Here is a 19,187-nt window from a genome sequence, read left to right on the forward strand (position 1 = left end):
TAATATAGCAAGTTCTTTCATCGATCGCAGGCTTGGAAATCACGGAATCTAGGACAAGCTAGTTCACTGAATTTATTCTCATCTAAATGACGGGCAATGACATTCCCCTGGAGGAGACTTGGCAACTCCTCTTTTTTAGCTCTAATGTTCTGATTTGATCATTTGTATTTGACCATTTTTATTTGACAATCCCTAGTGTTCCCCGATCGCCATCGAGCCAGGCGGGCACACCCACGGGTAAAGCGGCATTGGGGCCATCGTGGCCAAAGGGCAGGTCTGACACGACCGGAATTCCCCCAGATACCAGATCAGAGAATCGATCGCGCAGCACTTCTTCCACCGTGAAGCTCGGTACATTAGCAGGTGGATCACACTGACTGAACCGGCCGATCGCAATCCCTTTGACCTTCTGAAATATCCCCATCATTCGCCACTGGGTTAGCATCCGATCAATGCGGTAGGGAGCCTCAGTCACATCTTCAAAGGCCAGGATGACCCCTTCCAGAGCGGGTTGAGCAGCGGTTCCTAAGATATGGGTTGCCACCGTCAGATTTGCCGGGAGCAGCATTCCCTCAGCCCGTCCACCACCCCAGCCTGTTCCGGCGATCGAGGGAATCGATCGACCTTCCACCCAGTCAAACAGTCTTTGAACTGACCATTCCGGCTCCGCCGCCAGGGTAGTGAGCAACGGCCCGTGAACCCCGGATACCCCCTGCCGACATAATCCCCATAGCAAACTCGTAATATCAGAAAAACCAATCAACCATTTGGGCCATTTAAGATCTCCCCAATCCCAGTTCTCCAGCAACCGCGCTCCCCCATAGCCTCCCCTGGCGCACAGGATGCCCTGGTACTCTGGATCCTGTAAAGCATCTGCAAGCTGCGATCGCCGTTCAGCATCGGTTCCCGCCAAATATCCCCAACGCTGGTCATAGCCAGGACTGAGATCGATCTGGTATCCCCTCGATCGCCAGATTTCTACTCCTTTCTGAAAGGTTGCCAATTCTCGCAAGGCTCCACTGGGGGCAATGACCCGCAGCCGATTGCCCGGTTTGAGGGGAGGAGGAAGGAGGGGGGAGGAAGGAGGGGAGAAAGAGGAATCAGGCATGAATGGGAGTGTTTCTCTGGAATTGGGTGTGCCAATACTGCAATAGGGGTTCAGCCTCGATCGGTTGACTCCGAAAGCCAATGTAACCATCGGGTCGAATCAAGTAAAGGGACTCGGCTGCTGCGCCGTATTGCTGATGCAGATCTTGCTGAGGATCTAACAGCAATGAACCTTTCCAGTTTAGGTCAGTTGGGGGTTCCAGTGCGGCCACGATGATATGCGACTGGATGATTTCGCCAAGCTGCGTTTCAATTTGGGCATAAAAGATTGAATCATGCCCAGATTCAGAAGTTGGGTCAATAATTGATCCCGAATCAACCGAATCGCTGGATTCTGAGTGGTAATTATTTGAGTCGAAGCATGGGTTTCAGTCAGGACAGTTTGGGCGATCGGAATTGCATCTTCCCGATCCAGAAGCCACTGCGCGAGTGATTTTAGGAACGATCGCGTACTACATCATCTTGCAGGAAGTAATGCATGGGAAAGACATTCTGCCGATGGAGCGCGATCGAGTGATTGATAGTTTGGTGTTTCTGGTCACAAGGACAGGTTGACGGGTTGACTTTTGTTCTCAAGGCTCTCAACGCTCTAAGGATCGCGGATTAAATAACCTGTCCACCGTTCTGCTTATTTGACTGGGCGGGCAAGATGCCCATCCCACAAGAATTGCAGCTTGTTAAAACTGTATTCCTAAATCGGTCTTTCCGCGAATTCGCTACACTGAGACTGTAGATATGAAGTTTTGTTAAAGTGAGCATTGAAACCGTTAAGCTTGGCTCCAGTGATGTTTCCGTCGTTCCCCTGGGGATTGGGACATGGGCCTGGGGAGATCAATTATTCTGGAGCTACGGTAGGGATTACAGTCAGACCGAGCTACAGGGAGCCTTTCAAGCTGCTCTGGACGCAGGCATCAACTTTTTTGATACGGCTGAAATTTATGGGTTGGGTGAGTCCGAAAATCTCCTGGGACAATTTATGCGCCAAGCCGATCGCCCGGTGCAGATTGCAACCAAATTTATGCCCTTACCCTGGCGGTTCAGTTCTCAGTCTGTCACCGATGCCCTCACTGCTAGCTTGAAACGGCTAGAGCAATCAACGATCGCGCTTTATCAGATTCACCAGCCCTTTGATTTTTTTATAGGGCAAAAGAATTTAATGAACGTTCTGGCGGATGAAGTGCAGCAGGGACGGATTCAGGCGGTGGGAGTCAGTAACTACTCAGCAACTCAGATGCGCCAGGCTCACCAGTACTTGGCCGATCGTGGAATTCCGTTGGCTGTCAATCAGATGCATTACTCCCTACTCGATCGGCAGATTGAGACCAATGGGGTACTGGATGCAGCCCGCGAATTAAACATTACCATTCTGGCCTACAGTCCCCTGTCCCAGGGTTTGCTAACGGGTAAGTATACGGCGGAAAACGACAAGAAGCCGAGTGGGGCGCGAGTCCTCAATCCGCGCTTTAGTAAGAGTGGATTAGAAAAGTTGGCTCCGGTGCTTCAGAAGTTGCAGGAAATTGGAGCACGGTACGATAAGACTCCGGCGCAGGTATCGCTGAACTGGCTGATTGCGCAAGGAAATGTCATTCCTATTCCGGGAGCCAAAAATGAACAGCAGGCACGGCAAAATGCTGGAGCACTGGGTTGGATGATGACTCCAGATGAGGTGGAGCAGCTTCGGGAAGTGGCTCGATCGGTCTAATACTCGATCGGTCTAACTATCTGGTCAAAGAAATGGATTAAACATCCGTGATGGTGGGAGCATGTCACTTTTGCAGCCCTCACCCTAAATCCCTCTCCCTTTGGGAGAGGGACTTCCAATCCCCTTCTCCCTGGGGAGAAGGGGCTGGGGGATGAGGGTAAACTTTCAAAGGTGACATGCTCCCCGTGATGGTTCTGCTTGGTTGACTGGGCAGACCTTTTGCTATGGGCATCTTGTGGGCATCTCATTCAGGAAGGGTCTAGGTCAAAACGACAGCTTCCCCCTTGCTACTTTTCAAAAATTCGATATCATTAAGCCTCTAGATGGCACAGTCGATCGCCAGTTTTTGCTGCATATGGAGTTGAATTAACAAAATATTTTATTTTTCCTCTACATATGGTGATTTATGTGCCATGATTGAGATCAATTTTTCCAGGTTGAGCTGGTTAAGTTGATTGGATGGATTAAGGGTGCGCCAAGGACGAGGCAACGTTAGGTTAGATGGCTCTGAATTCAGTCCATAGGCAATGCCTACCCTACGGGAAATCTGACTCGTTTCTGCAAATCCGTCCTTTAGAACCGATCGGATATCGAGTGTATTGACTTATTTTCAAAATTTTCGACTTTTGCCTGTGGTTTGTTGAGATTGGATAGGAGTAAGGGAAATGCGTCATAGTTCCTCAGTTGCCCCATTAGAATCCCCTCCGGAAGGGCTACATCCCTTGCTGGGAGCAGCTTTAGATAGCTTGGATGTGGAACTGGAAGAGGAACTAACTCGATATCGTCGGCAGAAGCATCGGATGGCGCGGCAGGTTGGGTACAGGCAGCATATTCCCACCTGGAAACCGACCTATCGCTCCGTGCAGAGGACTGCGATCGATTTACCGTTCCATACCTCACCTCCCGTGCTGGATCCACCCGAAGCTCATCAGCTTCAGCAATTGGTGCGGCAAACGGAGGTCGTGAACCAGACCTTGAGGCAGGAGTCGAGGCAGACCTTCAAGCAGATGCCGGATACTCGTGCTGTGACCTATCAGGATCGGGCAATGGCCAACGGTGTGAATCCTGATCTGGATGTTTGGGCAGATCCAGCCCCGACTCCAAATCAGGCTGATCCTGGTTCGGGAGTTTCAGACCCTTTACAACCGTCCACCCGCCCTCTGACGCAGGTTTCTGCTAGTACATTGAGTGGTGGAAAACTGACAACTGTATCAGCGCAATCGCAATCTTCATCTACACCGGAGGAATCCGAAGCAGAATCGCTCCCTTCCTCTGCCCTGATGGTTCAACCCCATCGATCGATCGACTCAGCCGGATTTGCGGATACGGAAGACTCCCCCGATGATTACCTGGAATCTTCTGAAGAACTGTTGCGGAGCATGGGAGAGGAAACGCTCGATCGGGAATACGAACAGGAAACCACCCTGCTGGACTCCATGCTATCTCCCCTGGGAATTGGTTCGATGTTGCTGTTGCTGTTGTCTACGGTCACTTTAGGCTATGTGGTGATGCATCCTTCCAGCCTGGACTTTTTGACCGCCCAGGAGCAACCCAGCCCGGAATCAGCAGGCTCGATCGCCTCGCCAACTCCAACTGGTTCCGCTTTTGTCCCCGATTCACCGAACCTGGCCGCCGAGGAGTTTGTTGATCTCAATGTCAATAATCTCAGCACCCTGCCCAGACCCTCTCGACCCAATACCGTTGCCAGTCCTCTGCCCAATTCTCCTACCGATGGGGCCAGTCCGGCTCCTGGCGTGGCAGTATCTCCTCAAGCTCCCCAGGATTTAGGTCGTCCCACTTCAGACCATTCCAGCAGCTATGCTCAACCTGCACCAGCTCCCGTTCCCGTCGTTCCTCCCTCCGCCCCATCGGCACCTGTCAGTGTTGCGCCTCCAGCCTACGAACCTCCGGCGATCTACGAATTCCCAACTTACGAATCCCCTGCCGCGATCGACTATCCACCCCCGATCGATTATCCACCCCCGATCGACGCTCCACCTGAAGTCACAGCCTCTACCCCCGCTGCATCCAGTGCGCCCTACTACTATGTAGTTACACCCTACAATGGCGACCCCAGTCTGGAAAATGCCCGCGAGGCGGTTCCTGAAGCCTATGTGCGCAACTTCGATTCTGGGGCAAGTGTCCAGTTGGGAGCATTCAGTGATCCTGCTAAGGCCCAGGAACTGTTGCAGCAGCTAGAATCTCAGGGAATCCCTGCTGAAATTTATCACCCATAAATTCCAGAACGAAATTGGACTTTAACTTTTATTAATTAACTATTGGGGCAGTTTAGTTCATGCTGATTCAAAAGATTATTCAGGAATTACAAAATATCCCCGAAGAAAAACTCGCAGAGCTTTACGATGTCATTCACTACTTTCGCCTGGGGTTGAGTAAAGAGACAGCCCAGCCCCGTACCCCCGGACTCCTTGTAGGAAAGCTTGGCGATGCCTTCTTTGAACCCCTGCCCGAAGAAGAACTTCAGCCCTGGGAATGAGCTATCTTCTTGATACCCATATCTTGCTCTGGTGGCTCTTTGACGATCCGAAACTTGACTCCACCTGCCGCGATATTATCCGCAACCCCGATCATCGTATCCTTGTCAGCAGTGCATCTGCCTGGGAAATTGCTACTAAATATCGCCTTGGCAAACTCCCTGAAGCTAAACAACTGGTAGAAGCATATTCGCAGATCTTGCAGCAAGCAAAATTCATCGAGCTTGCCATTACGGCTGCCCATGCCGTCAGGGCTGGCAGTTTACCCATTGCTCACCGCGATCCATTCGATCGCATGCTAATGGCTCAAGCCGAACTCGAAAATTTGCCCGTTCTCACCTACGACGAAGTCTTTCAGACTGGATTGATCCAGGTACTTCCCTCGCGCAAGTAAAGATCATAAACAAAGCTGAAACCCGCGCAAAACCATTGATCCAGCCCTTCAAGCCGCAGGGTGGGGAGTTGTGGAAGCATGTTCATGTTGCCTGTAGTTCCTCCCATGTCCGCATTTTCCCCGGATTCAATAGACCATAGGGATCAACTCTTTTTTTGAACTCTAACTGCTGAGGATCGATCGTCTTGCGTCCCCCCTCTTCAATGATGTAAGTATGAGGATTGGCAATAAGCGCACCATTGTCTTCGTGGTATTTAATAATCTCCTGAAGTCGTTCTGGCGTTGAGTAGCGAACAATTTGCAGGGCAGCAGGAATCACAACTCCCTTCACGCGAATATACTCCAGGTGCATCATCACCTCATCGCCAAAGTGGTGATAGAGATGCTCAACCAGCTTCAGTTCCTTATCGGCTGGAAAGAGAGTTTGCAGGTAAGTCAACGATGGATCAATACTGCGGGCATGGAGCGTCGTGTGGTTCCAGGTAAATTCGCCGATCGCCACTCCTTTCCCGGTTTCCTGGGCTGATTTTTGGTAGCGAATCATCCCACCAAATTCTTTAACGAGTTCACCAAACGGTTCCAGACAGGGTTCTGCGACCATTAACAGGGCACAGTGACTATCGGCAGGAATGTGATCCTTAAAGGGGGCAAAGTAATTAGAAATGGGGGCAGCGCAGATGCAGATCAGCTTTTTGACAATGCCATCGGCATCCCCCAAAGCCTGTCCAAACCGGGCAGCCGTCATGAAGTCGGGAAAGGTGACAATGAACTCAGCCCAGGGATAGGCTGGAGCCAGGGGAATTTCTAGCTCAGTGATAATACCGTTTGTGCCCCAGGCATGGGCCACCTTGTAGACATCATCCCCCCGCAGTTCAATCACCTGCGGCTCCTCCTCCATCGTCACCACCCGCAAGGCTAGCAGGTTCCCCCGATCGGCTAGTAGCCCATAGGTGATCGACCCAATGCCACCACTTCCCCCCCCAATAAAACCGCCGATCGTTGCGGTGCGGTAGGTAGAAGGAGCCATGCGAATTTCCCAGCCGATCTCGCGGGTTTGCTTGTCCAGGGCAGCCATCTTGACTCCGGCTTCAACTCGCGCCATTCCCGGTTTAGCCCACTTCACTGCCTGCATTTTGCTCATGTCGAGAATTACCCCACCCCGTAGCGGAATGCACTGGCCGTAGTTGCCCGTTCCCGCGCCTCGAACAGTGACCGGAATTCGATGCCGGGTGCAAACCGCTGCCACTTGGATGACCTCCGCTTCATTGGCAGGACGCACCACCACGTCACCAACCTTATCCGCTAGAGCAGCTACCAGCAAGGGACTATAGGAATAATAATCCTTAGAAAGCTTTGCCACCTGGGCTGGATCGCGGATGATTTCAATGGTCTCCGACTGTCCGGAGGCAATCGACTGTAATTCGGTCAACACCTGATCCCAATCATGCGATCGAGTTGTAGCGGCTGTCATTCCCTAACCTCCATCATTGTCCTGGGTCTTTATTCTCGCACGACCCTTTATGACTGTACCAAGGAATACCCTAACCAGTCTGACAGTCCAAATTTGCTGTAATAGTTACGATTTGAGAGGATTTAGGATTTAGACAGGGTTCCGTCTGAACATTTAGCGTTTCAGCGTCAAAAGCTCCTTCAGTGCTGCCAGCAGCTTTACCTCAACGGAACAGATTTCAGCAGAATCATTCAGGACAAAATTCCACCCGACGTTAACGCTGAACAAAGCGGTTTGAGCGGTTCCCACAATTTTGTAGCAAACGTCGCCTGAATCCAGTGATTCAATGGTTTTGCGCAAGGGAATGATATGCAACCCCTGAGCGTCTTTATTGAGGTAATCCACGATCGCCTCTTGTCCAACCATTCCTGACTCAAAGGGCGGATGCATCACCCCATCCTCCGCAAACAGGGATGCAGTCCCGGCAAAATCGCCTGCATTCAGGGTTTTGAAGTAGCGATCGAGGGTTTGCTCGGCAGGTGACGGATCAAATGTCAGGGGAATCACAGGATTCTCAGTTTGATGCCCGACGGTTGTATTTCCGTTACTAGGATACTCTGCAGCAACCTGATATTCGTCCTGATGCTCGATCGTTGAGTTGGACGATAGGGATTGAGTGGATTCAGCCATACAACAAAGATTATTTGTATATCGGTTTGTATCAAGAATTCGCATTCATTGTGACATTCCTAGATCAATCACAAATCCACCGCTGGGTAGGTCGCTTATCTCCCCCTTCCGCTAGGTTTGACGAATGTTTAGGTTTGTTAAGTTGTCAGTTGAGGTGTCAAAAGGAAACCTTTTATGACTTATACAACGACAAACGCCAATAATTCTCTCGTACAGGCTTTTCAAAAGCTAGATGTTGATCAACAGTTAGCATTGTTCTGGTACATCTACACTGAAATGGGAGATTCCATTACTCCTGCCGCTCCTGGAGCCAGCACCGTTTCTCCCCAGGTTGCTCAATCGCTATACGATCAAGTTGAAAAGATGTCCAGTGAGGAGCAGCTTGAACTTCAGCGCGATCTGATCAAGCAGAAGAATTCACTGATTGCCCGCGAGTATGGCGCAATGAGCGATACAACTAAGCTCCTGTTCTGGTATCTGCTGGCACAGGGCATGGAAAAGATGACGATCGTGCCATTCCCCCAAAACTATAAGCTGGTTTCTGAGGCAGAACAATTGCTGAATGAAGTCAAGAAGCTTGATTTTGGTCAACAAATTACTTTCTTTAGAGATATCGTTGCACCGATGGGTGTTGACCCCAATGCAGTTCCCCACGATCAAGAGTCGGGTCTGTAAGCAGCACCAATCGGCAGATGAATGATGCTGAACTAGGGCAGATAATTGGTACTCACTTACCGGAAACCACGGCTCTCAGCGATTCAAAGTTGCTGATGTAACGCCATTTATCTTTAGATAGCGAAAAGGGGCGATCGAATGATCTGCCCCTGTAAAATATCTTTCTGCTGCAAAGTACGGGAATAAATTCACTGCATCTCATCTTTAGCTGCATGTGGCATCAGAGGGTCAGTTCCGTGTGAGTGGGCCTGACGTACTCTTCCTGATCAAAAGTCATTCCCTGAACAATTAGCACAGAGCAGGGAGCATGGTGAATCACATAGTTGCTGACACTACCTAGAACAATCTCCTTGATGCCCTGATGTCCTCTTCGCCCCACAACAATCAAATCGGCATTCCAGGTTCGCGCCAGTTCACAGATCCATACGGCTGGTTCTCCAGCATGACAGTCTACTTCAGTAGGAATTCCCTGCTCGATCGCCTGCTGATAGTAAGACTGCAACCATTCCTCAGCCTGATCTAGCTGTTTCTGAATCCGTTCCTGGTGCAATCGCTTCATGGTGTTGTAGGTGTCTACGTCAGCGATCGTACCTAAACCCATGAAAGCACCCGTTGAGATCTCTGATTCCACTCGTACAGTATGGGCAATCATCAAACAAGCCTGATTTCCCTGCATTTGCTCCAATGCCTGTTCAAAAACAATGGGAGCTTGAGAGGAGCGATCGATTGCCACAAGTATGCGCTGATATCCCATGATTATGATCCTCTTTTGAACAAACGGCGGATTTAAACGGTGTCTATTGTCACGCTAGACGAAAAATCTGAGGATCTTGTGAAGATGGAGAGGATAGGGACACATCTGAGATGCAATTAGGCTACTGCGGCTTGAGCTAAATCATCAGGGGTGAGGTGATCGTGCAAAACCTGACCGTCCCGAAACCAGACGATCCGATTGGTTTGACGAGCCACTTCCGACTCATGCGTCACCATAATTACCGTAATTCCAGAAGCATTCAGTTCCCCGAAAATTTCTAGCACTTCTTGAGTGGTGTGAGAGTCTAAGGCTCCGGTTGGTTCGTCTGCCAGTAAGACGACGGGACGATTGACAATGGCGCGGGCAATGGCAACCCGTTGTTGCTGCCCCCCGGAAAGCTGGGTGGGTTTGTTGTTGATCCGATTGGCTAATCCCACACGCGTCAATGCCTCCACCGCTCGATCCCTGCGCTCTCTGCTGAGCACTCCCCCATAGACCATCGGCAGCATCACGTTCTCAACCGCCGAAAGTTGGGGTAACAAATGGAATTGTTGAAAAACAAAACCCAGCTTGCGATTGCGAATATGGGCCAGTTCCACATCAGACAGATTGGCCACATCCACTTCATCCAGGAAGTACCGTCCCGATGTGGGGCGATCGAGGCAACCAATCACATTCATTGCAGTGGATTTGCCGGAGCCAGAGGGGCCCATAATGGCGCAATATTCCCCCGACGCAATCACGAGGTTCACATCATCCAGGGCGTGAACCGCCGTTTCGCCAGAGCCATAGGTTTTGTTGACGTGTTCGAGTTGAATAATCGGTTTCATGCAATTAGGCACTCCGCAATGCCACGATCGGGTCTAAACGAGCTGCCTGACGCGCTGGGAACACGCCGAAAAACAAGCCAATGCCACCAGACACCCCAACCGCCAGGGCAACGGCTGCGGTGGAAACTCCCGCTTGTAGGGGAGTGGTGACGGCCACCAGCGTCACGCCAGCGACCCCAATGCCCGTGCCAATTAGCCCACCGATCGCCGATAGGATGACCGCTTCAATCATAAATTGCAGCAGGATATCACTCTGGGAAGCCCCGATCGCCTTCCGCAGTCCGATTTCCTGAGTTCGTTCCCGGACTGAAACCAGCATAATATTCATAATGCCAATGCCGCCCACAAATAGGGAAATTCCGGCGATCGCGGCCAGCATAATGGTTAGAGCACCCGTGACGTTGCCAACAATTTCCAGGGCATCTCTCTGAGAACGGATTGTAAAGCTGTCTTCGTTAACTACTCGATGGCGCAACCGGAGTAAGTTAGACATCTGAAACTGGGCAGCGTTGATCGCATTCTCATCTCTGGCGGTGACGGAGATAAAGGTAACTTCTGTGCCATAGGGGGAAGTGTTGCCCGTAATCCGGCTAGACATGGTGGACACAGGAATATACACTGCATCATCCTGGTTATTCCCCAGAAATGCCCCCTTCGATTCCATCACCCCAATCACCTCAAAGCTGAGGTTGCGAATCCGAATCTGCTGCCCAACGGGGTTAGAGTCATCAAACAACCGCCGAGCCACATCTGAACCCAGGGCCACAACCCTGGTATTACGCTGCACGTCCTGCTCGCTGAAGAAACGACCGTGATCCATGTCAAAATCGCGGACGATCGTAAAGTCTGGCGTTGTTCCCACAATCAGAGTGCTAACCCGGCGATTTCCTGCAGTGACCGGCTGCTGGCTCTGAAGTTGAGGTGCCACAGCACGCACCGAGGGCACCTGGGAGGCGATCGCTTCTGCATCCTCCAGGGTCAGGGCCCGTTCTACTTCAAAGGTACGCTGCCGTGCTTCATCACTGCCGGGAATGATAAATAGCGTATTTGGCCCAAGGGTTTCAAACTGTTCTGCGGCATAGCGTTGGGCCCCCTGCCCCACACCCACCATTGCAATTACAGAGGCATTACCGATAATAATGCCCAGCATGGTGAGAGTACTGCGGAGCTTGTTTGCAGTCAGGGTTTTGACTGCCATATTGACGCTTTCAAATATGTCCATCTGTTCTTCCTACCCTTCGCTAAGGGGCTGATTCCATTCCGAGTTAGCGGGAATATCGGTGAAGACTTGCTCCCCCGGTTCCAAGCCCTCAATCACCTGGGTCTGATTCCCCACGGCTGTGCCTAAGGTGACAGGACGAAATTCAGGGTTGTTCTCTGCATCGGGAACCAGAACTCCTGTTTCTCCCTCACGGGTGACGATCGCCACCGTCGGAACCACCATCGCATTCTGAACTTCTTCCCCCAAAAACACCACATCTACATTCATGCCTGAGAGCAACTGTTCCTGCCCCGTCAGCAACTCTACCCGCACCTGAAACGAGGTGACGTTTTGCCGAACAATCGCTTCCGGAGCAACCAAACGCACCCGCCCTTCAAAGCGGCGATCGGGGAAGGCATCGGCAATCACTTCGACGGGTTGCCCCACTCGAAGCTGCTGAATGTCCACCTCTGGGACTTCTGCCAGGATCTCTAACCCCTCCGCCAGAGCGACGATCGCCGTTGAGGTAGCCGACGAAGCATCCGAAGCCGACGTAGCCGGAGCCACAAAACCACCCGGAGTGGCGTATTTCTGAGTAATAATGCCGTCAAAGGGAGCACGGATAAAGGTATCTCCCAGTTCCACTTCCAACGCCTGGAGATTTGCCCTGGCTTCCTGCACCTGGGCCTGCGCCTCATTCACATCCTCCACCCGACTGCCCCGCTCCGATAGCTCCAGGGCCCGCTGGGACTCTCCCAATGTTGCCTGATTTTGCTCCAGGGTGGTTCTGGCCACTTCCGCCTGATTCAATACTGTATCCAGATCATCCAGGGAAATGGCTCCCGCTGCGGCCAGATCTCGATTTCGCTGAACTCGTTGCTCTGCAAGCTCCAGTTGCACCTGAGATTCCCGCACCCTGGCTTCTGCCTGGGCCACTCTGGCTTCTGCCTGGGCAATTTCCTCTGGACGGTTTCCCGATCGCACTCTGGCCAGACGCGCCTCTGCCTGGGCAACTCTAGCTCTAGATTGCTCCAATCGAGCTTCTACATCATCGTATTCCATCCGCGCCAGGACTTGCCCCCGTGTGACTCGATCGCCCTGTTCGACGTAGAGTTCTGCCAGGATACCCTGAATTTTAGGACTGACATTGACGGTTTGGATCGGCTGTACCGTGCCGCTGGCATCAATCCGCACCTGGAGAGACTGAGACTCGACCTGCACCGTCATGCTGGATACATCCGGAACCGCCGATCGATTGCGTAGCGTCCAGTACGTCACAGTACCCGTACTAAGCAAACCCACTGTAACCAACCCAATCAGCCAGGGGGCAGGTTGACGCGCTTTACCAGTGAAAGGAAATGGCATAGACATGGTTCTATAAGATCAAGAGAGTTTAGCAAGGGACAGCGTTAGCAGTCATGCGTTCCACCTGCAATTAAGTTTGCGCTCACGTAACCAACCGCTCGTTTGTTGGCATCCTCAAAGCGATATCCAATCAATTAACCGAATCAATTAAACGAGTTAAAAATATAAAGTGACAAAAGCTCCATTACCTTTCCTCCGACTGAGTGGATTGGCGATGCCGTTGCTCTTGCTCCCAGCGTTCATCTAATAGGGGTAATTCCCGTTCCCAAAAGGCGTGAATATCCCGCATTTCCTGAAGTCGCGCTTTGTGGTCAGACGGCATTCCTTCCAGCAGTGAGAGTCCCTTCTCGGCCAATTGGCGAAATGTAGTAATTTGAGCAATACGCTGTTTGGTTAGCTGCGACCAGGCTTGCGGCTTAATCTGGAAATAGTCTCGACGCGCCCTTGGCAAACTCACCCGTTCAATCAACCCGATTTGAATCAGCAGACGGGTCATCGTGCTAATTGACCCCTTACTGGCTTGCAGTATTTCTACTAGATCCGATGTGGATTGTTGGGGCGGGTCAGCAATTAATAGCCACCCCAGGATGCGCCCTGACATGCGGGGGAACCCGACCAGCTCAAACATTAAACCGACTTCTTCGACAAAGTGAATGTGCTCAAACGGCTGCTTAGGGATACTCAATTGCTTTTGTCTTAAAAACTCAGATATCATCGTTACATTTATTAACTCAGGTTAACATATTTTTGGGGTGTTCAGTATATACTGAACGGACTAAACGATTGTGCTTCCACTTTAACTCACCTTCACGGCATCGCCATCCCCCACTGAATCTCATGCGATCGGGTGATGTGGTTTAGGAGACACCCTGAGAGAGGCGTTAGCATGGATGCTGAAGTCACCTTTGAGCTATTTTGAGCTATGATGTCGTTTCCATTCTTTAAGGGAGTGCTTTAAAGGCTTCTGTCAATGGCATGGCTGATTTTGACTCCCAGATGCTCTATTTCATTAATGTCTGTTTTAGCTATCTGTTTTTAGCTATCTGTTTTTAGCAGGTTATTTTTAGCTATCTATTTTTATCGCCGTTCTACTCCCATTAATGCCCTGTGATGAATCTTCGATCGCATTTCCCTCGCTCCGTTTTTCCATCCTTGCTGGCTGCCAGTGCGGCATTACTCCTGATTAGCTGTGGTCGCTCCTCTGAGGTGTCTTCTACCGCCACGACTCCATCCGCCGATGAGACCATTGCCGCAGACCTCCCCTCCACTGAAACGCCATCCACTCCAACGGTGACTCAGACGACATCGGCCGCAGATAAAACATTAATTTCAGCCCGGGGGATTGGTGATGCCCGGTTGGGTATGAGCCTGGGTGAGCTGAAAGATATTCTGGGGGATGAGGCAGAATTTACGGTTGAATCGCCCTTCATGGTAGATTTCGATGCGATCGCCGTGCGTCAAAATGATGAGGTCGCCTACTACATCCTCTATCTGGCAGGAGAAACCCTGACCGATGCGGATGTGATTCAAGGACTGCTGACCGATAATCCCACCTTTCAAACGGCAGAAGGAATCGGAACCGGAACTTCGATCGCTGAAGCAGAGCAGACTTACGGGTCAGCCCATCTGTCCTACAACACTCTGAATGAGTCGCGGGAATACGCCCGTTTTCAAAATCAGCCCGCCAACAATATTTCCTTTGCAACGGGGAATGGCAATCAGGAGCTAGCAGGGATCTATGCTGAACCCGCAGATGAATACAATGAAACAGAAGCCTTCCGTGAGGATGCCACGATTCAATCGGTGCTGGTCATCTGTCTCTCTGAGGTCTGTGCTCCTCCAGGAAGCAACTAAGGGATCTGCAATAACAATAACTCCCCATCTTTGAAAAAACCGGCTGTAAGGACGCACAGCAGTGCGCCCCTACCGGATCTGCTATTTTTCCGCATACCCCTAAACGGTTCTGCTGACCTACCACAAACTAAGTCCAATGGTCAAAATACTTACCTCAATCATTCTGGCGGCATGGATCTGTGCGATCGCCCTGCTGGCTATCCAGAATGCTGCTCCCATTTCCCTCTACTTTTTCAACTTCCAGTCCATCCAGATTCCCCTGGGCATCATGCTGGCTTTTAGTGTGGCGGCTGGGATGGTGGGTACGGCGATCGTCCTTCCCTTGTTTCGTCCTGCCCCTGTCCGTCCTTCCCTGCGCGATCGAGAGGATTTTGAGTAAGTTCTACTCCCCACTCCCCACTCCCGGACGGGCGAACGCAATTCGTCCCTACTCCTCACCCTTTGACTGCAATACACTCGATCTCCACTCGCACATCCTTGGGTAAGCGAGCCACCTCCACACAGGCCCGCGCAGGAGCTGTGGCTGCCTCGAAGTGTTGGGCGTAAACTGCATTCATTGCAGCAAAATCATTCATATCGGCTAGAAATACCGTTGTTTTGACCACCTCACCCAGGGTTACTCCAGCGGCCTGCAAAATTGCCTTGAGGTTGGTGAATACCTGCTCTGTCTGCTGCGCCACATCATCGCCGCCCACCAGTTCTCCCGTTTTCGGATCTAATGGAATCTGTCCCGCGACAAAAACCAGTTGCCCGGAAGCGACGATCGCCTGATTGTAGGGGCCAACGGGTGCGGGAGCGTGTTCAGTGCGAATGATTTGGTGAGTCATGGGGCGGGGAGTAGGAGCTAATTTAAAGAGTTCTTCCCTAGCCTACATCGTTATTCCTCGATCTCTGCCAGATTTCCCTTCTGCCCAGGAATTTTGCTGATGCGCTGCAAATCTGTTTTGTCCTGCTGCCGCTCTCTCTGTGAAATTTCCAGCTTTCCGCGATTCTGCTGAAGGAAACTACGGAGTAAATGCTAGACTGTTGATGTTCATAAGTTTCAAAAGGTTGCGGTACGTTGAAACTTTTTTCCCAATTTGGATTTTACGGGGTACTGCTGTGGTACCTGGAAATGAAGTTGCAGCGTAGAAGATTAGCAATTCCTGCCCTGTCCTGGGTTGACCGTTGTGAAGGACCCAGTATGGGCTGATCGACCTGTAACTTTAGGTTTGCGGACTTGCTAGATAGATGGTTAAACCCCGTGAGTGGGTTGTGTGTATTCCCTCACCCAGTACCCTGCAAACTCGGTCGATCGCTGCTCTGTGAGCGTTTTACAAATTAACTGGTTCAACGGGTTGTTCTGCTGAATAGCGGCTTCCCGATGGGTTGGACTGCCAGTTTTTAAGCATTTGGTTCGGTGTGCAGATCTTTCTCGACCTCAGTGGATCTGCGGGTAGAGCCTGCTGCTGATTTTGGGCAGTTTACCCATGGAACATGCCTGAGCGCATTTCCCAATTTTGTACTTTGTCTCTTTTATGTACTTCGATCGCAACTATCCAGGAGATCAGCCATGTCTAACGTGCTTAGTCACAAAATCGCACCCGCCCCCATGCCTGCTGAAATCAACGTCGTAGACTTGATTGACGGCTATTTCACTGCTTACAATTCGGCCCGTCTGCGCGAAATTTGTCATCTTCTCAGCCGTGAGGTGATGCAGGCGGGAGTAACCGTCGCGGTCAGTTTGTCTGGAGCCATGACCCCGGCGGGTTTTGGGGTTTCGGTATTGGCTCCCCTGATCCGCAATGGCTTTATTGATTGGATGATCAGCACTGGGGCAAATCTCTACCATGATCTGCACTACGGTTTGGGCATGGATCTGTACGCCAGTCATCCGTTTGTGGACGATGTCAAACTGCGGCAAGAAGGGCGAATTCGGATTTATGACATTGTGTTTGGCTACGATGTGCTGCTGGAAACCGATGCCTTTATCCGGGAGTTGCTCAAGGCGGAACCGTTCCAAAAGCGGATGGGAACGGCTGAGTTTCACTATTTATTAGGCAAATATATCCATGCCGTTGAGAAACAGTTGGGGGTGAAAAATCCCTGTCTGCTCTCCACTGCCTACGAGTGTGGCGTTCCGATCTACACCTCTTCTCCGGGAGACAGCTCGATCGGCATGAATGTGGCAGCTCTGGCGTTGGAAGGCTCCCAACTGGCGATCGACCCGATGCTGGATGTGAATGAAACGGCGGCCATTGCCTATGCGTCCCGCGAGTCGGGGATTCCTGATGTGGAGGGCAAGAGTGCAGCGGTGATCATTGGCGGTGGCAGCCCCAAAAACTTCCTGTTGCAAACTCAGCCGCAAATCCATGAGGTGCTGGGCTTGGAAGAGCGGGGTCACGACTACTTTATTCAGATCACCGATGCCCGTCCTGACACCGGGGGATTGTCTGGAGCCACTCCGGCCGAAGCGGTGAGCTGGGGCAAGGTTGACCCGGAAGAACTGCCCAGCACGATCGTTTGCTACACCGACAGTACGATCGCCCTGCCCATCATGACAGCTTATGTGATGAGTCAGTGTGCCCCTCGTCCCCTGAAGCGGTTGTACGATCGGCGGGAGGAACTGCTGGATCAAATGCGGATGGACTATTTTGCTGCCAAACTCAGACAGCCAGAACAATCCACCGTTTCCGTAGCCCAAACCGTAACCAGAGAGGCGATCGAACGGGAACCTGTGATTGCCACCTATCCCTGCGGCACTCCAATTCGCAATGGTCGGAAGTAAGGCGAGAGGGTGAGAAAGTAGTGTGGCTCCGAGTTCTGCCAAACGGTGTCAAGCATCTGGGTAGAACTGGGTTGACCACACTCTTTCCACCAAACAGGGCCAGTCCACCAAGGGGCAGGATGAAGTTAGAGGGCTGATTGACTGACAAAACTCCTAAAACCCTGATTCTCTTGTAGGTTGGGTTAGCGATAGCGTAACCCAACAGAATATAGGCTGGTGTTAGGTTTCACGTTGTTCAACCCAACCTACGGGAAAAGATTTGTCAGTCAATCAGGTTAGAGGGTCATCGATCGCACGTAGATCCGCATAATTTCTCCCGGTGCTTTGGTGGTCGCCTGCTGAATGTGCGAGAAGGGCAGGGGTCTTGACCAGTCTTCCACACGGCAAAAATCGCACTGATACAGACGGGCAATGGTCAATTCCACATCGTCAGGTTGCCCGATCATCAGTATTTTCACTGAACGACGGGCAGGGGAAATCAGCCGATCGCCCTCTGGAGGCAGACCGAATCGTTTGTCGGACATGATTTGTGAATCTCCTTATGTTCCAGGGTTTGAGGAAACCCTAGAGACTGGCTCCCAGCTCAGACGGTGCGAGCCAAGGACTAAGAATGCTATCATGCACCCTAGCCCGGACTAGCTCAGGTAGTCTGTGGTGAGGAGGTTGGGCGTTAAGCTTGCTAGGCACGCTTGACCTCCGCTAGAGAATTTCGTCTCTAGGTGATCCAGCTACCCCCCAGGTCTGTGCAACCCAAAAGATAGCTATAGCTGATGAGCGTAGCATTTTCGATCGAGCAAATCAAGTCAAATTTGTTACGGTTTGATTATCCTCAGGAAGATCGCAGTGGAGAGAGGTGATCGGTTTGGTTAGCGGAGCAGGGCAACAAAGCCCGCTTGTTCAAAGTGGCGATCGTGGGTCAGGGCTTCAAGAATGTTCCGTTGCTCCATGATGCAAAATGAGGCACAGTCGGTTTGACTCCAGGCTTTATCGGCTCTTTGTTCGTAAAGATGAAGAGATTGTTGAAATAGATCGCTAGTTTGAGGCACAACCTCAATTTTAGAATTACCGAACGATCGCCTGACAAATTGAGCAATTGCTTGCCTGAAACTAGTTTTTTGTTTGGAGAAGGAATTCAAGACTTCGGTAAAGACCATCTCACTAGTCAAGATTTGAAAAGGTTCCAGAGTATTGGAAAGATTAACGGCTTGAACGTGTAGATCATCCGCCGGATTGAGGATTGCAATCCAATACCCTGCATCGGCAAAAACGGTTTTCATTCCTCGTCCTTGGGTGCACCATACAAATAATGATCTAAATTCTTAGAAAGATCTGTAGGAAGGGCTTCCCATTCTTCTCTGGGAACCTGGGCACTAATTTCTTCAACAAACTGGAGGAAGGCAGGAAGACTGGGAGATTGTTCTAAATCGATCGCCTGATTTTCCTCGATTTTGTGCTTTAGGCGAACTTTGATAAACAGCAAAAAGTCTAAAACTTCCTGCACAACAAAATCAGGAGTTCGATCGAGTTCTTGAATCAGTTGTTCTTTTGCGCTTGTCATATTTATTTCCCTAATTAAGTATTTGTGATTTTACATTTCTTTATTTTTATTTTCTGCCAATCCGTCATTTAATGGGAGCATCCCACTTCCGCCTCAATTTTCCTCTTGTGGGGTTAGGCATCTTGCCTGCCTAGTCAACAAAGCAACGAACCATAATACTGCTCAATCCTAACGAACCACAATACTGCAATCCCCTGGATCAGCTCACCCAACCCACCCCTTGATTTTTCTCCCTTCAAGAGTTAAAGTAACTATCAAGAGATTTATAAAATTTGTTGCATCTACCGTCAGAGGCGGGCACAAGTTCATCGGCGAGATCGGTCTACTAGAGAGAGATCGGTCTCG

General features: G+C 50.9%; 22 protein-coding genes. 9 read left to right on the forward strand and 13 right to left on the reverse strand.

The annotated features are described in order from the left end of the window. Positions 1 to 178: 178 nt before the first annotated feature. Both ACM1PF_RS23885 and ACM1PF_RS23890 read right to left on the reverse strand, forming a co-directional pair. On the reverse strand, positions 179 to 1,108 hold the full coding sequence (locus ACM1PF_RS23885; RefSeq protein WP_416667753.1) for a S66 peptidase family protein: 930 nt from the start codon (positions 1,106 to 1,108) through the stop codon (positions 179 to 181). Continuing rightward, positions 1,101 to 1,274, reverse strand: coding sequence for a hypothetical protein (locus ACM1PF_RS23890; protein ID WP_416667757.1), 174 nt, complete (start codon positions 1,272 to 1,274; stop codon positions 1,101 to 1,103). Before ACM1PF_RS23890 ends, ACM1PF_RS23885 begins: the two co-directional genes overlap by 8 nt. A 229-nt stretch (positions 1,275 to 1,503) precedes the next feature. Here ACM1PF_RS23890 and ACM1PF_RS23895 point away from each other — a divergent pair, with 229 nt between their 5' ends. The 5 genes from ACM1PF_RS23895 to ACM1PF_RS23915 all read left to right on the forward strand — a co-directional run bounded on the left by ACM1PF_RS23895 (position 1,504) and on the right by ACM1PF_RS23915 (position 5,698). Next, positions 1,504 to 1,662: a hypothetical protein gene (locus ACM1PF_RS23895; RefSeq protein ID WP_416667760.1), complete on the forward strand. Its 159-nt coding sequence runs from the start codon at positions 1,504 to 1,506 to the stop codon at positions 1,660 to 1,662. A 202-nt stretch (positions 1,663 to 1,864) separates the two neighbouring features. Next, on the forward strand, positions 1,865 to 2,809 hold the full coding sequence (locus ACM1PF_RS23900) for an aldo/keto reductase (RefSeq protein ID WP_416676779.1): 945 nt from the start codon (positions 1,865 to 1,867) through the stop codon (positions 2,807 to 2,809). A gap of 665 nt (positions 2,810 to 3,474) precedes the next feature. Further along, entirely contained in the window at positions 3,475 to 5,046 is a 1,572-nt protein-coding gene (locus tag ACM1PF_RS23905; protein WP_416667763.1) for an SPOR domain-containing protein, read from the forward strand. Between the two features lie 59 nt (positions 5,047 to 5,105). Then, positions 5,106 to 5,306 (forward strand): hypothetical protein, encoded by a 201-nt coding sequence (locus tag ACM1PF_RS23910; RefSeq protein ID WP_416667765.1) that lies wholly within the window; start codon positions 5,106 to 5,108, stop codon positions 5,304 to 5,306. After that, on the forward strand, positions 5,297 to 5,698 hold the full coding sequence (locus ACM1PF_RS23915; protein ID WP_416676781.1) for a type II toxin-antitoxin system VapC family toxin: 402 nt from the start codon (positions 5,297 to 5,299) through the stop codon (positions 5,696 to 5,698). The genes ACM1PF_RS23910 and ACM1PF_RS23915 overlap by 10 nt, the downstream gene beginning before the upstream one ends. An 82-nt stretch (positions 5,699 to 5,780) precedes the next feature. Here the strand turns inward: ACM1PF_RS23915 and ACM1PF_RS23920 are convergent, their stop codons facing one another. Next, on the reverse strand, positions 5,781 to 7,169 hold the full coding sequence (locus ACM1PF_RS23920) for an FAD-binding oxidoreductase (protein ID WP_416667768.1): 1,389 nt from the start codon (positions 7,167 to 7,169) through the stop codon (positions 5,781 to 5,783). 153 nt (positions 7,170 to 7,322) lie between these two features. Further along, on the reverse strand, positions 7,323 to 7,838 hold the full coding sequence (locus ACM1PF_RS23925) for a YybH family protein (RefSeq protein WP_416667771.1): 516 nt from the start codon (positions 7,836 to 7,838) through the stop codon (positions 7,323 to 7,325). Positions 7,839 to 8,012: 174 nt separating this feature from the next. Between ACM1PF_RS23925 and ACM1PF_RS23930 the strand changes: the two genes are divergently transcribed. Beyond that, the gene (locus ACM1PF_RS23930) at positions 8,013 to 8,513 is read left to right on the forward strand and encodes an orange carotenoid protein N-terminal domain-containing protein (protein ID WP_416667774.1); all 501 of its coding nucleotides are present in this window, start codon (positions 8,013 to 8,015) and stop codon (positions 8,511 to 8,513) included. Between the two features lie 220 nt (positions 8,514 to 8,733). Here the strand turns inward: ACM1PF_RS23930 and ACM1PF_RS23935 are convergent, their stop codons facing one another. The 5 genes from ACM1PF_RS23935 to ACM1PF_RS23955 all read right to left on the reverse strand — a co-directional run bounded on the left by ACM1PF_RS23935 (position 8,734) and on the right by ACM1PF_RS23955 (position 13,348). Continuing rightward, a complete protein-coding gene (locus tag ACM1PF_RS23935) occupies positions 8,734 to 9,267 on the reverse strand; it encodes a universal stress protein (RefSeq protein ID WP_416667777.1) in 534 nt (177 codons plus the stop codon). Between the two features lie 116 nt (positions 9,268 to 9,383). Further along, complete coding sequence (locus ACM1PF_RS23940) at positions 9,384 to 10,097, reverse strand: ABC transporter ATP-binding protein (RefSeq protein ID WP_416667779.1); 714 nt, start codon at positions 10,095 to 10,097, stop codon at positions 9,384 to 9,386. Positions 10,098 to 10,101: 4 nt separating this feature from the next. Continuing rightward, positions 10,102 to 11,319 carry an ABC transporter permease gene (locus tag ACM1PF_RS23945; RefSeq protein ID WP_416667782.1) on the reverse strand — a complete coding sequence of 406 codons (1,218 nt, stop codon included), beginning with the start codon at positions 11,317 to 11,319 and terminating at the stop codon, positions 10,102 to 10,104. A gap of 9 nt (positions 11,320 to 11,328) precedes the next feature. Continuing rightward, a complete protein-coding gene (locus ACM1PF_RS23950; protein WP_416667785.1) occupies positions 11,329 to 12,663 on the reverse strand; it encodes an efflux RND transporter periplasmic adaptor subunit in 1,335 nt (444 codons plus the stop codon). Positions 12,664 to 12,847: 184 nt separating this feature from the next. Further along, a complete protein-coding gene (locus tag ACM1PF_RS23955; RefSeq protein ID WP_416667787.1) occupies positions 12,848 to 13,348 on the reverse strand; it encodes a GbsR/MarR family transcriptional regulator in 501 nt (166 codons plus the stop codon). Positions 13,349 to 13,773: 425 nt separating this feature from the next. Here ACM1PF_RS23955 and ACM1PF_RS23960 point away from each other — a divergent pair, with 425 nt between their 5' ends. Together ACM1PF_RS23960 and ACM1PF_RS23965 are read left to right on the forward strand one after the other, a co-directional pair. Next, the gene (locus tag ACM1PF_RS23960; RefSeq protein ID WP_416667789.1) at positions 13,774 to 14,517 is read left to right on the forward strand and encodes a hypothetical protein; all 744 of its coding nucleotides are present in this window, start codon (positions 13,774 to 13,776) and stop codon (positions 14,515 to 14,517) included. Between the two features lie 136 nt (positions 14,518 to 14,653). Then, positions 14,654 to 14,896, forward strand: a complete 243-nt coding sequence (locus ACM1PF_RS23965; RefSeq protein ID WP_416667792.1) for a DUF1049 domain-containing protein — start codon at positions 14,654 to 14,656, stop codon at positions 14,894 to 14,896. A gap of 55 nt (positions 14,897 to 14,951) precedes the next feature. Here the strand turns inward: ACM1PF_RS23965 and ACM1PF_RS23970 are convergent, their stop codons facing one another. Continuing rightward, positions 14,952 to 15,344 (reverse strand): RidA family protein, encoded by a 393-nt coding sequence (locus ACM1PF_RS23970; RefSeq protein ID WP_416667794.1) that lies wholly within the window; start codon positions 15,342 to 15,344, stop codon positions 14,952 to 14,954. Between the two features lie 725 nt (positions 15,345 to 16,069). Between ACM1PF_RS23970 and ACM1PF_RS23975 the strand changes: the two genes are divergently transcribed. After that, complete coding sequence (locus tag ACM1PF_RS23975; protein WP_416667797.1) at positions 16,070 to 17,284, forward strand: homospermidine biosynthesis protein; 1,215 nt, start codon at positions 16,070 to 16,072, stop codon at positions 17,282 to 17,284. 275 nt (positions 17,285 to 17,559) lie between these two features. On the opposite strand, the gene ACM1PF_RS23980 is transcribed toward ACM1PF_RS23975, so the two are convergent. The 3 genes from ACM1PF_RS23980 to ACM1PF_RS23990 all read right to left on the reverse strand — a co-directional run bounded on the left by ACM1PF_RS23980 (position 17,560) and on the right by ACM1PF_RS23990 (position 18,842). Beyond that, positions 17,560 to 17,808 carry a hypothetical protein gene (locus tag ACM1PF_RS23980; RefSeq protein ID WP_416667800.1) on the reverse strand — a complete coding sequence of 83 codons (249 nt, stop codon included), beginning with the start codon at positions 17,806 to 17,808 and terminating at the stop codon, positions 17,560 to 17,562. 342 nt (positions 17,809 to 18,150) lie between these two features. After that, the gene (locus ACM1PF_RS23985) at positions 18,151 to 18,561 is read right to left on the reverse strand and encodes a type II toxin-antitoxin system VapC family toxin (protein ID WP_416667803.1); all 411 of its coding nucleotides are present in this window, start codon (positions 18,559 to 18,561) and stop codon (positions 18,151 to 18,153) included. Beyond that, a complete protein-coding gene (locus tag ACM1PF_RS23990) occupies positions 18,558 to 18,842 on the reverse strand; it encodes a hypothetical protein (protein WP_416667805.1) in 285 nt (94 codons plus the stop codon). The genes ACM1PF_RS23985 and ACM1PF_RS23990 overlap by 4 nt, the downstream gene beginning before the upstream one ends. Positions 18,843 to 19,187 lie beyond the last annotated feature (345 nt).

The organism is Egbenema bharatensis FJBBOT/2019, assembly GCF_048077055.1.
In the GTDB taxonomy this organism is placed as follows: domain Bacteria; phylum Cyanobacteriota; class Cyanobacteriia; order Elainellales; family Elainellaceae; genus Egbenema; species Egbenema bharatensis.

Excerpts from the sequence above, each read along its gene's own strand:
- ACM1PF_RS23935 (WP_416667777.1), bottom strand. The coding sequence starts at position 9,267 with ATGGGATATCAGCGCATACTTGTGGCAATCGATCGCTCCTCTCAAGCT.
- ACM1PF_RS23950 (WP_416667785.1), bottom strand. The coding sequence starts at position 12,663 with ATGCCATTTCCTTTCACTGGTAAAGCGCGTCAACCTGCCCCCTGGCTG.
- ACM1PF_RS23885 (WP_416667753.1), bottom strand. The coding sequence starts at position 1,108 with ATGCCTGATTCCTCTTTCTCCCCTCCTTCCTCCCCCCTCCTTCCTCCT.
- ACM1PF_RS23945 (WP_416667782.1), bottom strand. The coding sequence starts at position 11,319 with ATGGACATATTTGAAAGCGTCAATATGGCAGTCAAAACCCTGACTGCA.
- ACM1PF_RS23920 (WP_416667768.1), bottom strand. The coding sequence starts at position 7,169 with ATGACAGCCGCTACAACTCGATCGCATGATTGGGATCAGGTGTTGACC.
- ACM1PF_RS23990 (WP_416667805.1), bottom strand. The coding sequence starts at position 18,842 with ATGACAAGCGCAAAAGAACAACTGATTCAAGAACTCGATCGAACTCCT.
- ACM1PF_RS23925 (WP_416667771.1), bottom strand. The coding sequence starts at position 7,838 with ATGGCTGAATCCACTCAATCCCTATCGTCCAACTCAACGATCGAGCAT.
- ACM1PF_RS23960 (WP_416667789.1), top strand. The coding sequence starts at position 13,774 with ATGAATCTTCGATCGCATTTCCCTCGCTCCGTTTTTCCATCCTTGCTG.
- ACM1PF_RS23970 (WP_416667794.1), bottom strand. The coding sequence starts at position 15,344 with ATGACTCACCAAATCATTCGCACTGAACACGCTCCCGCACCCGTTGGC.
- ACM1PF_RS23930 (WP_416667774.1), top strand. The coding sequence starts at position 8,013 with ATGACTTATACAACGACAAACGCCAATAATTCTCTCGTACAGGCTTTT.
- ACM1PF_RS23975 (WP_416667797.1), top strand. The coding sequence starts at position 16,070 with ATGTCTAACGTGCTTAGTCACAAAATCGCACCCGCCCCCATGCCTGCT.
- ACM1PF_RS23985 (WP_416667803.1), bottom strand. The coding sequence starts at position 18,561 with ATGAAAACCGTTTTTGCCGATGCAGGGTATTGGATTGCAATCCTCAAT.
- ACM1PF_RS23940 (WP_416667779.1), bottom strand. The coding sequence starts at position 10,097 with ATGAAACCGATTATTCAACTCGAACACGTCAACAAAACCTATGGCTCT.
- ACM1PF_RS23910 (WP_416667765.1), top strand. The coding sequence starts at position 5,106 with ATGCTGATTCAAAAGATTATTCAGGAATTACAAAATATCCCCGAAGAA.
- ACM1PF_RS23905 (WP_416667763.1), top strand. The coding sequence starts at position 3,475 with ATGCGTCATAGTTCCTCAGTTGCCCCATTAGAATCCCCTCCGGAAGGG.
- ACM1PF_RS23980 (WP_416667800.1), bottom strand. The coding sequence starts at position 17,808 with ATGTCCGACAAACGATTCGGTCTGCCTCCAGAGGGCGATCGGCTGATT.
- ACM1PF_RS23965 (WP_416667792.1), top strand. The coding sequence starts at position 14,654 with ATGGTCAAAATACTTACCTCAATCATTCTGGCGGCATGGATCTGTGCG.